The sequence below is a fragment of the Psychromonas sp. psych-6C06 genome (genome assembly GCF_002835465.1).
Taxonomy (GTDB): domain Bacteria; phylum Pseudomonadota; class Gammaproteobacteria; order Enterobacterales; family Psychromonadaceae; genus Psychromonas.
In genome coordinates this window covers 311922-326005 of record NZ_PIZM01000001.1, presented here as the reverse complement: position 1 = coordinate 326005, position 14084 = coordinate 311922, and the positions used below count along the sequence as shown (strand labels likewise).

Annotated in this window: 12 protein-coding genes; 4 read left to right on the top strand and 8 right to left on the bottom strand. The window is 38.8% G+C overall.

All coding sequences use genetic code 11. From position 1 onward, the window contains the following. Nucleotides 1–69: 69 nt before the first annotated feature. The 5 genes from CW745_RS01420 to CW745_RS01400 form a co-directional block, all read right to left on the bottom strand. The gene (locus tag CW745_RS01420; RefSeq protein ID WP_101106605.1) at nucleotides 70–288 is read right to left on the bottom strand and encodes a DUF6500 family protein; all 219 of its coding nucleotides are present in this window, start codon (nucleotides 286–288) and stop codon (nucleotides 70–72) included. Between the two features lie 88 nt (nucleotides 289–376). Further along, nucleotides 377–739 (bottom strand): MmcQ/YjbR family DNA-binding protein, encoded by a 363-nt coding sequence (locus CW745_RS01415; RefSeq protein ID WP_101106604.1) that lies wholly within the window; start codon nucleotides 737–739, stop codon nucleotides 377–379. Next, nucleotides 736–1953, bottom strand: a complete 1218-nt coding sequence (gene chrA, locus CW745_RS01410) for a chromate efflux transporter (protein WP_101106603.1) — start codon at nucleotides 1951–1953, stop codon at nucleotides 736–738. Before chrA ends, CW745_RS01415 begins: the two co-directional genes overlap by 4 nt. An 84-nt stretch (nucleotides 1954–2037) precedes the next feature. Beyond that, nucleotides 2038–2406, bottom strand: a complete 369-nt coding sequence (locus tag CW745_RS01405; RefSeq protein ID WP_101106602.1) for a hypothetical protein — start codon at nucleotides 2404–2406, stop codon at nucleotides 2038–2040. Between the two features lie 432 nt (nucleotides 2407–2838). Continuing rightward, a complete protein-coding gene (locus CW745_RS01400; RefSeq protein ID WP_101106601.1) occupies nucleotides 2839–3144 on the bottom strand; it encodes a DUF2007 domain-containing protein in 306 nt (101 codons plus the stop codon). A 207-nt stretch (nucleotides 3145–3351) separates the two neighbouring features. Here CW745_RS01400 and CW745_RS01395 point away from each other — a divergent pair, with 207 nt between their 5' ends. The 4 genes from CW745_RS01395 to CW745_RS01380 all read left to right on the top strand — a co-directional run bounded on the left by CW745_RS01395 (nucleotide 3352) and on the right by CW745_RS01380 (nucleotide 11675). After that, entirely contained in the window at nucleotides 3352–4656 is a 1305-nt protein-coding gene (locus tag CW745_RS01395; RefSeq protein WP_101106600.1) for an inosine/guanosine kinase, read from the top strand. A 95-nt stretch (nucleotides 4657–4751) separates the two neighbouring features. Next, entirely contained in the window at nucleotides 4752–6344 is a 1593-nt protein-coding gene (locus CW745_RS01390) for a radical SAM protein (RefSeq protein ID WP_101106599.1), read from the top strand. Between the two features lie 287 nt (nucleotides 6345–6631). Beyond that, nucleotides 6632–10459 carry a bifunctional proline dehydrogenase/L-glutamate gamma-semialdehyde dehydrogenase PutA gene (gene putA, locus CW745_RS01385; RefSeq protein ID WP_101106598.1) on the top strand — a complete coding sequence of 1276 codons (3828 nt, stop codon included), beginning with the start codon at nucleotides 6632–6634 and terminating at the stop codon, nucleotides 10457–10459. Between the two features lie 451 nt (nucleotides 10460–10910). After that, a complete protein-coding gene (locus CW745_RS01380) occupies nucleotides 10911–11675 on the top strand; it encodes a transporter substrate-binding domain-containing protein (RefSeq protein ID WP_101106597.1) in 765 nt (254 codons plus the stop codon). A gap of 301 nt (nucleotides 11676–11976) precedes the next feature. Here the strand turns inward: CW745_RS01380 and CW745_RS01375 are convergent, their stop codons facing one another. Genes CW745_RS01375 through CW745_RS01365 form a run of 3 tightly spaced genes read right to left on the bottom strand, consistent with a single transcriptional unit; the run spans nucleotide 11977 to nucleotide 14017 of the window. After that, the gene (locus CW745_RS01375; RefSeq protein WP_101106596.1) at nucleotides 11977–12699 is read right to left on the bottom strand and encodes an amino acid ABC transporter ATP-binding protein; all 723 of its coding nucleotides are present in this window, start codon (nucleotides 12697–12699) and stop codon (nucleotides 11977–11979) included. Beyond that, nucleotides 12696–13346 (bottom strand): amino acid ABC transporter permease, encoded by a 651-nt coding sequence (locus CW745_RS01370; protein WP_238596644.1) that lies wholly within the window; start codon nucleotides 13344–13346, stop codon nucleotides 12696–12698. Before CW745_RS01370 ends, CW745_RS01375 begins: the two co-directional genes overlap by 4 nt. Further along, nucleotides 13346–14017 (bottom strand): amino acid ABC transporter permease, encoded by a 672-nt coding sequence (locus CW745_RS01365; RefSeq protein ID WP_101106594.1) that lies wholly within the window; start codon nucleotides 14015–14017, stop codon nucleotides 13346–13348. The genes CW745_RS01370 and CW745_RS01365 overlap by 1 nt, the downstream gene beginning before the upstream one ends. Nucleotides 14018–14084: the final 67 nt, after the last annotated feature.

The following is a 14084-nucleotide window of genomic DNA, read 5'->3' as shown; positions in this document are numbered from 1 at the left end:
TTTTTATTGTGATGATTAAGACAAAATAGTGATAAAACTAGACATGGTTTAATTGCGTTGACCATTAAGCTATAAACCAGCTTGTACCATCTCTTTTATTTTATGTGCTTTCACAAAATGGTCTAGTTGATGTGTTTCTATCCACCACGTCGCAGCTTCCATTAGTAATTCAGGGTTATCATTTTTATTGGCAAAAAAAGCATAAAATGACAAACCAACGTTATCACCTTTGCTTTGAATCTTTTTATCACAAATATCAATTATTTTTGTTCTTAACGACTCTCTCATACTGTTTTAATAATCCTATTCATTACATTTAAATATCATACCAATCTGGATAAATAGCTGATCTATTTATTTCGTTTGCTATCAATCCCTACTTCTTTTGGTTAAGGCCCAACTCTTTTTGTTTGCTTTTGCTCAGACCCAAGGATACTAACCGATATGACTCACTAAGATAATACTTTAAATCTTCATCTTTACTGTTATCAATTAGTTGGATCCATTTCATGCCACGATTAGCAAAATAGGGAGCAGGTATATAACCCTCGCACTCACTTAAAAAATAATAATTTTGCTCTGATGTCTTAAAGGTAAAAGCGAGTTGTTTGTCTTTTCCCCAACCTCCAATGGCAAATACTTTACCTGCCACTTTCCAAACATGGGAGTTTCCCCACTGCACGACATAACTTGTTGCGGCAAAAGAGCCACAGTATTGATTAAATTCCTCATAATTCATCGTAATACTACCTCCATTACCACGCTTGCAACTACACATCCTATGACCAGCAATAATGGTGATATACGCCATTTAACGAGAACCGAAAAAGCGACCACTACAATAACTAAGTCGGTAAAATTGGAAATACCAGATGTCATTATTGGGTGATAAAGTGCCGCGCCCAACAGACCGACTACGGCCGCGTTCACCGCAGTAATAGCACGAGTAGCAGACTGATTTCGTGATATGGCCCGCCAAAAGGGCAAACAGCCTGCCACTAACAAAAACCCAGGAATAAACATAAAACATAATGCGGTTGTTGCTATCAACCAAGGGTTTTCACCATCAAATAACAGCGTACCAAGGTAAGCAGAAAAAGCGAACATTGGCCCAGGAATCGCTTGAGAGGCACCATATCCTGCTAAGAATTGATCCTGCGTTAGCCAACCAGCGCCCACTGTCGATTCCTGTAACAATGGTAAAACAACATGCCCTCCGCCAAAAACCAATGCCCCCGCGCGATAAAAAGCATCTGCAACCGCAAAGAATGCGTTATCCATAGACACCAATAACGGCAAAGCAATCAGTAATATGCCAAAAAGCAATAACAAAAAGCCACCGAGTTTTCGACCAAATGGGATATGTATATGGCTTTGCTCAGTCGTGCAAGGTGTATTAGGTAAAAAGATAACACCCACAACTGCAGCCAGTAGAATGACTAATAAAGATGCCCATGCAGTAGAAAACAGCATCAACGATATCATGACTAATATGGCGATTATTTTTCGTTTTAGATCAGGACAAAGCTTTTGCGACATGCCTAACACCGCATCGGCAACAATTGCACAGGCCACCAGCTTTAAACCATGAATAACGGCCACTCCAATTGGGCTAGAAAGTAGCGGTAAAGCGGTTGCAAATGCAATCAATAGTAATACAGAAGGAAGTGTAAATGCTAAAAATGCTGCTAATGCGCCCAGCCATCCTGCGCGGTGTAAACCAATACAAAAGCCTAATTGGCTACTTGCTGGCCCAGGTATGAATTGGCAAATAGCAAGTAGTTGAGAAAATTGGCTTTCAGTTAGCCAACCGCGGCGAGCTACTAACTCTGATCTAAAAAAACCAATGTGGGCAATCGGCCCACCAAATGAAGTGAGGCCTAGTTTTAAAAATGCTAAAAACACCTCAATAACTTGGCTTCTAGCTGCTCTCTTTTGCGAAACGTGAATCACTGATGATACTTCCTTGGTAGATTTATCAGGCCAACAAGTGACTAATGGTACATAAAATTAAAATTCCTTTTTTATGACGCCAATTTAGTACTCATCATTGTCGACGTTTTCATCATCAGATTGCAATTCATCCGATTCATTATAATTTTCATACTCACTACTATCAGGCTCAATTTCTTCAGGTTCTTCAAGCTCTGAATCATTATAAATATCTTCGTCGGAATCATAATTGTCAGTATCACTTTGAGTTTCATTATTTTCTTCTTCTCTGTATGCCTCTTCATTTACTTCAGACTCATCTTCTTGGGCACTATCTGAATTATTATCGTAATCATAAACATCTACCTCTTCAGTCACTTCAGGAGTAGCTTCATTATCATAATCTTCAACAGCGATAACTTGAAGTGGCAAGAGAATACTCAAAGATAACAGTATGTTAACTATTTTAGACATATTTTTTCCTCGAGGAAACATACTTATTGTTCCCTTTAAATGGCTTATTTGCATCACTTTTTACGCCACCTAAGGTAAACCCAAAGTGCTGACTAAACTATCAATTATTAAAGGATAAGAGCCTGAATGTGAACTGTGTACTATTTTAACGTTAGCGACACAAAGCAGCCACCATAAGAAGCGAGAAAACTATTAACGCCGTCTTATGCAGATAAAAATAAAATTATGAAACATGGTGTTTTTATCTGAAATATCGCAATAGTCATGGGGTTTATTCGCATTAAAATTCGCAATTTCAGTAATCAGTGGCCGACAACGAAGTATCGGAAGCATCAATGCTTACTTGTCTTATAACGGCCTTAAATTTAAGTTGGTGGGGAATTAGGTAAATACTATTCGAAATAATGCGCCTGAAAAGTAATATTCCGATATTTACTGTCTATCATTCTGACAATGCCAACAAATTTCAAAAGAGGGATCATTAGCCTCCTCACAATGGTTACATAGCCATTCTTCCCCTGCGTGAGCAGTTTGAGAACACTCAACAATTTCAATAGCTTGGTTAAAGTCTTCATCATCGAAAATCCAAACTTCAGGCCAAGCATCGGTCATTGAGACTTCACCAATTGCCCCCTGTGAAAATTCATTTTTTATAAAAGTAGCAATGCCCTGTGCTTCAATTAAGTTCTTTACATTATTACTAATAAACCTATTTTCATTGCTAAACACCATTTTCATAATTCAATCCTTAATCAATAAGTGGTTCATTGTTAATTCAGCTGAATCAACTTAAAACACATTTAACTTTATTGTTACCTTAGAACAGTAAGCAATTGGTATTTTCGTGGCTTGTGTTAAACTTCTGCGCTTTTTATCCCCCGTTTAAAACATCTTATTTAATAGTGACTATCGTTAGCGCTATTAAACAATTATGACGAGTAACCGATGAAGTTTCCTGGACAACGTAAATCTAAACATTATTTCCCCGTGAGCAGTAACGATCCTCTGTTAGCGAGTTTACGCCCTGTGCCAACGGCAACATCGGGTTATATAGTAGGTATTGACCAAATTTTAGTTGATATAGAGGCAAAAGTAGATATCTCTCTTATCAATAAGTATCAGCTTATAGAAGGTAACTCTACGCTTATTAATGATCAACGTGCACATCAATTATATGAAGAGTTACAGGAAAAACAGCTCATTAGTGGTGAATTTGCCGGCGGAACAATTGGTAACACAGTGCATAATTACTCCACACTTGCAGATGCAAAGTCAGTTTTATTTGGAGTCATGAGCAAAAATATCACTGTTGGCAGTTACGCCTATCGTTACCTTTGTAATACCTCTTCTAAGGTTGATTTAAACTATTTACAACCGGTTGATGGCCCTATTGGCCGCTGTTTTACACTGATTTCAGAAAATGGTGAGCGAACCTTTGCGATCAGTAAAGGGGCAATGGATCAATTGAGTCCAATCTATATCAATCAAACATTGATACAAGGGGCCTCCGCATTAGTGCTTACTGCATATTTAATGCGCGCCAGTGAAGGGGATCAGATTACGGAAGCGACATTACAAGCAATAGAATATGCAAAACTCACAAATGTGCCCGTTGTTTTAACCCTAGGTACCCGATTTTTAATTGAAAGTGATCCACAATGGTGGAAAGATTTCATTAAAAATAACGTTGATATATTAGCGATGAATGAAGATGAAGGCGAAGCATTAACTGGCTTCAAAGACCCTTTGTTAGCCAGTGAGGCAGCGCTGGAGTTATGTGATTTAGTGCTTACCACCGCTGGACCAATAGGGTTATATATGGCCGGTTACACTGAAAATAGTTTAAAACGAGAAACCTCTCATACTTTATTACCGGGGAAAATACCAGAGTTTAACCGTTTTGAATTCTCTCGTCCGATGCTAAAGCAACACTGCCAAGATCCTCTTAAGGTTTATGCGCATATCTCGCCTTATATGGGTGGACCTGAAATAATCAGCAATACTAATGGAGCCGGTGATGCAGCATTATCAGCGCTCTTGCATGATTTAGCCTCTAATGATTTTCATAAACTTAATGTGCCCGGATCAAGTAAGCATATCAACGATGGTTTATGTTATTCATCCTTTTCACAAATCTGTAAATACGCTAATCGAGTTGCCTATGAAGTGCTTTCACAGCATAGCCCCCGTTTATCAAAGGGATTACCAGAAAAAGAGGACAGTTTGGAAGAAGCGTATTGGGAACGATAAACTAGAAACAATAATAAAAAACCGAGTACTGAATATGGTTTTCAATTACTGTATTATTAAGCGCTAATTTAAACGACACAAAAGAAACGAACCCTATGCAGCAATTCAACAATGAACTCACCATTATGCAGACCAATAGCAATGCAGATATGGCTTTAAATACAGGTGCTATCTCCTCTCCTAAGATCGTACTAGCGACACTTAATGCCAAGTTTATTCATGCGAGTTTAGGGTTACGCTACCTCTATGCCAACCTAAAAGAGTTACAGGATTGCTGTGAAATCAAAGAGTTTGTTATCCAAACCCGCCCTATAGATATTGTTGAAAAAATTTTAGAATCTAAACCTCACATTGTTGGTTTTGGTGTTTATATCTGGAACATCGTCGAAACAACGAATGTTGTTAATCTATTAAAGGTAATTGCGCCAGAGGTGAAGGTAGTGCTCGGTGGGCCAGAGGTGAGCTATGAAACAGAACAACAGGCAATTGTGCAAGTGGCGGATTATGTTTTAACCGGTGAAGCAGAGCTCAGCTTTTACGAGTTATGCCAGGATATTATCAGTGATAATATTCCACAACAAAAAATTCAAAAATCGAAAGCCGTGCAACTAACCGATATTGAAATGCCCTATCAATATTACAGTGATGAAGATTTAAAGAATCGTATTTTGTATGTGGAAGCTTCACGTGGCTGCCCGTTTAAGTGCGAATTTTGTTTATCTTCTTTAGATACCAAATCAAATCCCTACGAGCTAACGCTGTTTCTAAAAGAGATGGAAGTGTTATATGAACGAGGTGCGCGTAATTTTAAATTTATTGATCGTACTTTTAATTTAGATATCAACACTTCAATGAAAATTTTGCAGTTTTTCTTGGATAGAATGACCGATAACCTCTACTTACATTTTGAAGTTGTGCCTGATCATCTTCCAAGAAAACTCAAAGAGATGCTATCGCAATTTCCCGAAGGAAGCTTACAGTTTGAAGTCGGTATTCAGACGTTTGACCAACAAGTACAAGAGAATATTAGCCGTAAACAAAATAACGATAAATCTAAAAAAAATTTATTGTGGTTAAAAGAACACACAACTGCACATATTCATGCTGATCTTATTTTTGGTCTACCCGGTGAAACCCTTGAAAGCTTTAAACTGAGTTTTGATGAATTATATCAGTGTCAGCCACATGAAATTCAGATGGGTATTTTAAAACGCCTCAAAGGAACACCTGTGATTAGGCACACTGAAAGCTTTGATCTACGTTTTAGCCCATTGCCTCCGTTTAATATTTTAAGTACGGATCGCGTCGACTTTGCAACCATGCAACTGGTTAATCGTTTTGCTCGCTACTGGGATATGATAGGTAACTCAGGTCGCTTTAAACACTCGTTACCACATATTTTGTCAAGTAGCCCGTTTGATGATTTTATGGCAATTTCAAACTGGTTATTTGATAAGACAGACCAAACCCATAAGATCAATCTAAAACGTTTATATGAGCTAATGTCACAGGCAGTTGAAGCTTTATTCCCAGAAAAGCATGCTTTGATCATCGAAAAAATTAAGCTAGATTATGCCTCTTCAAGGTTAAAAGGACACTTTGATACACTCAACCTTTATGCAGGCCTTGAAAAGAAAGTAACGACGCAAAGCAAATTGTTACAGCGCCAAAAACAGCACATGCAATAGAAGTAATGAACAATGGGGCCACTTTCAAACTGAAAGTGGCCCCATATAAATGAGGTTTCCGCGTAAAGCATAGGGTAAAACCTTCAATAACCTAAAGCTGTTTTAGACGCTTTTATGAACAGCATACAGATAGTAGTTACTTGTCGCTACTGCATCTTTCAAATCCCCATTAAGACTCACAAAATTTAAATATATACTAATAAAAACAACCTATTCCAAATCTATTCACCTACAGTAGTCGTATTAATAATTTATCTAATACCCATCTCGAATAGAAGGAGATAGCCATGCTTTTTAGTGATTCATTAATTACCGATTGTCCAATCAGAGAAAAAATTCGTACGTTTTATCGCATTGATGAAAGCATTGCCGTTGACCAATTATTACCTGAAGCTGAAATTAATGTCAGCGCACGTAGCAGAGCATGGGAGCGCGCACGTAAATTAGTTTTAAATATACGCAAAGCACAACAAGGTAATAACGCCATCGACGCGCTGCTCAATGAATACTCCCTCTCATCTGAAGAAGGCGTTGTACTAATGTGTTTAGCAGAAGCGTTATTGCGCGTTCCCGATAAACGTACACAAGATGAATTAATACGCGATAAGATCTCACAGGGGCAATGGAGTAGTCACTTAGGACACAGTGACTCACTCTTTGTTAATGCCTCATCGTGGGGATTATTACTGACCGGCTCGATGGTAAGTTATGCAGATAAACGTAACCAAGGGCAAATGGGGTTATTAAAAAAAACCGTTGGACGTCTTGGAGAGCCCGTTATTCGAAAATCGATGAATTACGCGATGAAAGTGATGGGACAACAGTTTGTGATGGGCGAAACTATACAGGCAGCAACAGAGCGCGCTGCATCCAAAGAGCAACAGGGTTACGTTTACTCCTATGATATGCTTGGAGAAGGCGCACGAAACAGCCAAGATGCACAACGCTATTATGAAGCCTATGAAGGTGCAATAAAAACCATTGGCGAAGTAGCACAAAATTCAGGTAGGAATGATCCTCGAAGAGTGCCTGGTATCTCCATTAAACTCTCAGCAATTCATCCACGTTATGAGTTTTCCCACAAAAACCGCGTGATGGATGAGATTGTCCCTAAATTAAAAGCTTTATGCTTACTGGCTAAGCAATTTAATATAGGCTTAACAGTGGATGCTGAAGAGTCTGAACGGCTAGAGATATCTCTTGATATTATTGAAGCGGTATTTACAGATAGTGATTTGGGTAACTGGCAAGGGTTCGGTATTGCACTTCAAGCATATCAAAAACGCGCTATTTTTGTTGTTGATTGGTTACGAGATCTGACTCTTCGTAGCAACAGAAAAATGATGGTCCGCTTAGTAAAAGGCGCTTACTGGGATGCGGAAATTAAAAAAGCACAAAAAGATGGCTTGAGTCATTTCCCTGTATTTACGCGTAAATCTTCTACAGATGTTTCTTATCATGCTTGTGCGAACAAATTATTAGCCTATCGCGACACACTCTACCCACAATTTGCCACACACAATGCTTATACAGCAGCCACTATTATTGAATTGGCCGGTGATGATAAAGCAGGTTTTGAGTTTCAATGTTTACACGGCATGGGCGATGCTTTGTACGACCAAATTGTTACGCAGGAAAATATTCAATGTAGAATTTATGCGCCGGTTGGCCAACATGAAAGTTTACTGGCCTATTTAGTACGACGTTTACTAGAAAATGGTGCCAACTCATCTTTTGTTAACGCGATTGTTGATGAGTCAAAACCCGTTGAATCTCTCCTTGAAGATCCTGTTGAGAAAACCCAGCGTCTTAAAACAAAGTATAATCAGCAGATAACCTTACCCATCAATCTTTATCGTAATGAAGGAGGCCAAGGCAGAGCTAATGCTAAAGGGCTAGATCTCAGCGATATCAATGACCTGAGTAACTTAAAAGACAAATTAGATTACTGGCTTAATAAACAACAAGTAATGGCTACTTCACTCCCAGATCAAGCAAACATTGTCGTTAATCCTGCTAATCATCAAGAGATTATTGGTCATCACCACACGACAAACAAAAATGAAATGCTTACCATGATAAGTAATGCACAGGATGCATTTACCCCTTGGTCAGCAACTCCTGTCACAGAGCGGGCAGCCCTACTCTGCCGTATTGCTGACATTCTTGAACGTCACCAAGAAGAGTTAATTGGTCTGTGTATCAAAGAGGCAGGTAAAGTGGCTCAAGATGGTATAGATGAGGTACGAGAAGCAGTTGATTTTTGTCGTTATTATGCCGAGCGAGCATTGGAATTAAGTGAAGATGAACGCCTTGAACCTCGTGGTGTAGTGTTATGCATTAGCCCTTGGAACTTTCCACTAGCAATCTTTCTAGGTCAAATTGCAGCAGCTATTGCCACAGGCAATACAGTGCTTGCTAAACCCGCAGAGCAGACCAGCTTAATTGCACTTCGCACCCTTACCTTAATGCATTCGGTTGGACTTCCTGAACATGTTGTGCAAACGGTTATTGCTCCTGGTAGTAAAGTCGGTAAATACATTGTTAGCGACCCTCGTATTCAAACGGTGATGTTCACCGGATCAACGCAAACCGGCACATTAATTTCAAAAATATTAGCCACACGAGGTGGTGACCAAGTCCCTTTAATAGCGGAAACTGGTGGCCAAAATTGTATGATTGTTGACTCAACGGCTCTGCCTGAGCAAGTTGTTGATGATGTAATCTCTTCTGGCTTTCAAAGTGCAGGCCAACGTTGCTCAGCACTTCGTGTACTGTTTTTACAGGAAGATATTGCCGATAACGTTATCAATATGTTAATTGGTGCCTTAGCAGAATTGCACATTGGTGATCCGGCTAAATTAAGCACCGATATCGGCCCTGTTATCGACCAAAAAGCATTACAGGCTTTGAATGCACATGCTGATGATATGCAGAAAAATGGAAAATTATTATATCAATGCTCACTCTCTGATGATGTCATTGATAGCCAAGGACACTTCTTTTTTGCCCCTCGCTTGTATGAGGTAGATAGCATTGAGCGTCTTAAACAAGAGGTGTTTGGTCCTTGTGTACACATTATTCGTTTTAAGGGTGATCAAATAGAATCAGTCATCGAGCAGATAAACAGTACGCGTTTTGGCTTAACCATGGGGATTCATACGCGTATTGAACACCGAGCTCATGAACTTGCTTCTCTTTCTCGTGCTGGAAATATCTATATCAATCGAAATATGATCGGTGCGATTGTTGGCGTACAGCCCTTTGGCGGTAGAGGCCTTTCAGGTACAGGGCCTAAGGCAGGAGGCCCTAGCTACTTATTACGCTTAGTGAAAGAGAAAAGCACTCCTGATACAAATCCAAATAACAGTTGTGAATCCAAATTAGCGGCTTTACCCGAAGATAAACAGAGTGAACAGCAAGCAATCTTAATGATGAATAATGCCAATAGTGCAGAGAGACAATGGCGAGAGACTGCCCTCAATACTCGTATCTCTCATGTAAGGCAACTACTAGCAAAGATTGCACACGTTGAAATTGTGGATGACTTAGCTGATGATTTAAATCGAACACTTGCTAGCGCCCGCGCGCAGTTAATTGATATTGATAAACGGTTGAAAAAACCCACCTCATTACCCGGACCAACAGGAGAATCGAATACCCTTTATTTAGAAAGTCGCGGTAACATTGTTTGTTATGCTGATGAAGGTGTTAGTTTTCATTATTGGGTACAATCAATTGTGACAGCATTAGCAACTGGCAATAGTGTTATTACCGTTGTATCAGATCTTTTTTACCACGAGGCACTAGCGTTAAGGGAGAAGTTTGTTGCGACAGGAGCTGATGAAAATGTTTTTCAAGTTGCTAAATTAGTTCACTTTGACACTATTTTATCTCACCCCGATCTATCAGGTGTAGTCGTAGATGGAAGCAGTGAGAGTAAACAATATGTAAGCGATAAACTCGCACAACGTGATGGTGCTATTTTACCCGTAATCAGTTCTGAATATTTTGATAACTTAATACAACGCTTAGTCACAGAAAAAACAGTTAGCATTGATACCACCGCTTCTGGTGGCAATACATCATTGATGACACTTATTGAAGATGATTAATTGATTGGGAACTATTGACCTTTAGCATTCAAATTTTGTTCAACAAAATGCATTTTGAGCAAGTCAGACGAAATGTGGCTTAGTCATTCTAAGCGCATTTCTTCTAACGGAGAGCAAAACGTCTTTTCGTTTTGTGTTGCGTACTGTGTGACGTAGTCAAATAGAGCAAGCTCAGAGCATGTTGCGTTTAGCCCGAAGGGCAACATTTGTTACAAAAATAAACTTAGAAGATCAACGGCTCCTAATAGTCTAAGCTGTTAATACCAATTCCGCTAATATAGTGATCAAATATTACGCAGGAAAAAGGAGTTAGTTCAAGGCGAAAATTGATGCAAATGGTTATTCCCTTTACGAAATTTTTAACGCTGAAATAGCTTCTTTTAACCAGTAAGATTGATCAGTTATTTAGTGGATTTGGTATAACATAACTTTACAATAAAAGGAGGGGTTAATGCTTCGAATGATAAGAGTTTTATGGCTCCTCATCATGTTAATACCGAGTGGCGCTTATGCTAAAGACAAAGTTATCATTGCAGTAGGAGAGTATCCACCGCTAGTCTCTGAGCACCTCAAACACTATGGAGTGACTGCTCGTATTGTTGTAGAAGCTTTTGCATTAGAGGGTGTCGACGTTGAATATAAATTTACCAATTGGGCAAGAGCATTTCATTTAGTGAATGAAGGAGCAGCAGACGCTATTGGGCCAATACTTAAAAATAAAGAACGACAAACCGTGTATGATTTTAGTGATTCCATGCTATATGAAACACAGGTTTTCTTTCATATAAAAAGCACTGATTTTACCTGGCATAGAATCGAAGACCTCAAGCGGTTCGAAATAGGCGCGACAATCGCATACTCCTACGGTAGAGCTTTTGATATTGCAGCTACTACGGGGGAGATATCGGTACAAAGAGTTCCTTCTGACCTTCAAAATTTTAAAAAATTATTTAACGATCGGATTGATATATTTCCACAAAGTATCGATGTAGGTTACTACATGTTACAAACGGAATTCCCGAGCAAAACAACTTTAGTCACCCACCACCCTCATTTCGTTAATCAAAGCGATAATTATTTAGCATTTTCAAAGAAAAATCCAAGAAGCCAACATTATCTAACCCTCTTTAATAGGGGATTAGCAACGCTTAAAGCGACCGGAAAATACGAGCAATACTTTCAAGAATCGCGCAATGGCGATTACATCATTAAATAATACCAATCTGCATAACTATCTAATACCAATTCCACTAATATAGTGTTCAAATTTTACGTAGGAAAAGTGAGGTAGCACAAGGCGAAAGTTACAGTAAATAGTTGTTCTATTTGCAAAATTTTTAACGCAGAGATAGCTTCTTTTAACCAGTAAACATAATCAGTTATTTAATAGATTTGGGATAACCTACCTTGTGTAGTTAAAAGAATAGATAACTGCGTTACATTCAATTGTAATAGCGCTAAAAAAAAGGCTCATTCTAAATAGAATGAGCCTTTTTCAATGCTTTTTCTAAGAAAGTCTATAATACCTTGCTCAAGAATTGTTGTGTTCTTTCACGCTGTGGATTATCTAATACTTGTTGAGGCGTACCTATCTCTTCAATTAAGCCTTGATGGAAAAAAGCAACTTTGTCCGAAACCTCTTTTGCGAAGGCTATTTCGTGAGTGACACAAATCATCGTCATACCATCATCGCGCAATAATCTTAACGTGTCTAACACCTCTCCGACCAATTCAGGATCAAGTGCTGAAGTTACCTCATCAAACAACATATAAGGTGGCTCCATTGCCAAGGCGCGTGCTATTGCAAGCCGTTGTTGTTGACCTCCAGACATTCTGGTTGGGTATTCATCCAACTTATCACCGAGTCCAACATGTATGAGCTCTTTACGTGCAATCTCTTGTGCCTTTTCTTTACTAAAGCCTTTAACAATTTGTGGTGCAAGAGCCGCATTTTCTAATACAGTTAAATGTGGAAAAGAGTTCCATTGCTGAAAAACCATACCTAAATTTTGACGCAGTTGATTAATATCTGTTTTTTTGTCATGCACATCGACACCATCAACGATAATATTTCCACTATTTATTTTTTCGATCGCATTAATGCAATACAATAGCGTCGATTTTCCGCTACCACTCGCACCAATAATACTAACCACTTCACCACGATTCACATTTAAATCGATTCCTTTTAATACTTCCAAATCACCAAACGATTTATGAACACCTTTTATTTCGATCATATTTCCATTTTCCTTTCTACATATTTACCGTAACGCGAGAGCGGGTAAGAGATCATGAAGTAAAACAACCCAACGCCTAACAATATCAATAATGGTTGTTGTGTACGTGAAATTAGCTGCTCTGCGGTTCTTAACAGTTCCATATAACCAATAACAGAAACCAGTGCAGAATCTTTAATAACACTTAGTGCAACGCCTAGCCATGACGGGAAAACTGCACGCATACCAATCGGGATTCTGATATATCTTACGGTTTGAGAATAACTCATTCCTAAAGAACGCGCAGCTTTAACCATTGCAGCAGGCACACTATCGAAACCACTGCGGAATACTTCGCTCATAAATGCCATCGTGTACAACGATAATATAATAGCGCCTGCAGTAAACGGGTCTAACGGGAAACCCATTGCACCGATAAATGTACTAAATAATATTAATTGAATAATCAATGGCACAGAGCGTAAAACGTCGAGTACAGCCCCTAAGAATATATTGATGGTTTTATTCGATTCTGCTCTTACAAAACCAACAATTACACCTAAAAGGCTACCAACAATGATTGCAAACACAGAGATATAAACGGTATTTAAGACACCAGTTAAAATAAATCCGGCATCATTCCAAGAGAGTGGGGTAAATAAGTTCATTATGAAATCTCTCCTTTAAACACTTTTTTGGCAATTAAACTTGAAGAAAAAAGTACCAATTTTGTCATCACAAAGTAGATCACAGCAGCCATCATAAAAAACTCCAGCGTTCTAAATGATGTTGATTGTAATCGTTGAGTTTCGCCTGATAACTCATCCATACCAACTAAAATACCCAATGAACTCATCAATATTGACCACACAAATTGGTTAGTCATCGGATGATAAATTCTTCTAAACATTTGCGGTAAAATGACATAGCGATAGACTTGAAACTGATTCATGCCTAAGGACTTAGCTGCACTATATTGTGTCGCAGGAATAGATTGAAAGCCCCCGCGAAATGTTTCAGCTAGATATCCTGCATTGATAAAAACCAATGCGCAGAAAACAGCTAAATAAGGGCTAAGGTGAATGCCGTAAGCACCTAAACCAAAATATGCCATGTAAATAAGAAAAAGAGCAGGGAGATTTCGAGCTACTTCAATCCAAATATTGGCGCCATGGTAAAACACCTTAAAGGTTGACATTTTCCCTAGAGCTAAAAAAACGGCGATAATAATACCCACCAGCATCGACAGCACCGAAACGTGTAAAGTGGTAAATGCACCACTAAGTAATTGCGGAAATGCATTAAATACTACATTCCAATGAAATTCATAATTTTCCATATTTCCTCTTTATATTAGCGAATGACTTCGCTTGTGTTGTTAGGTAAATCATGTGTGAGGAGGCTAC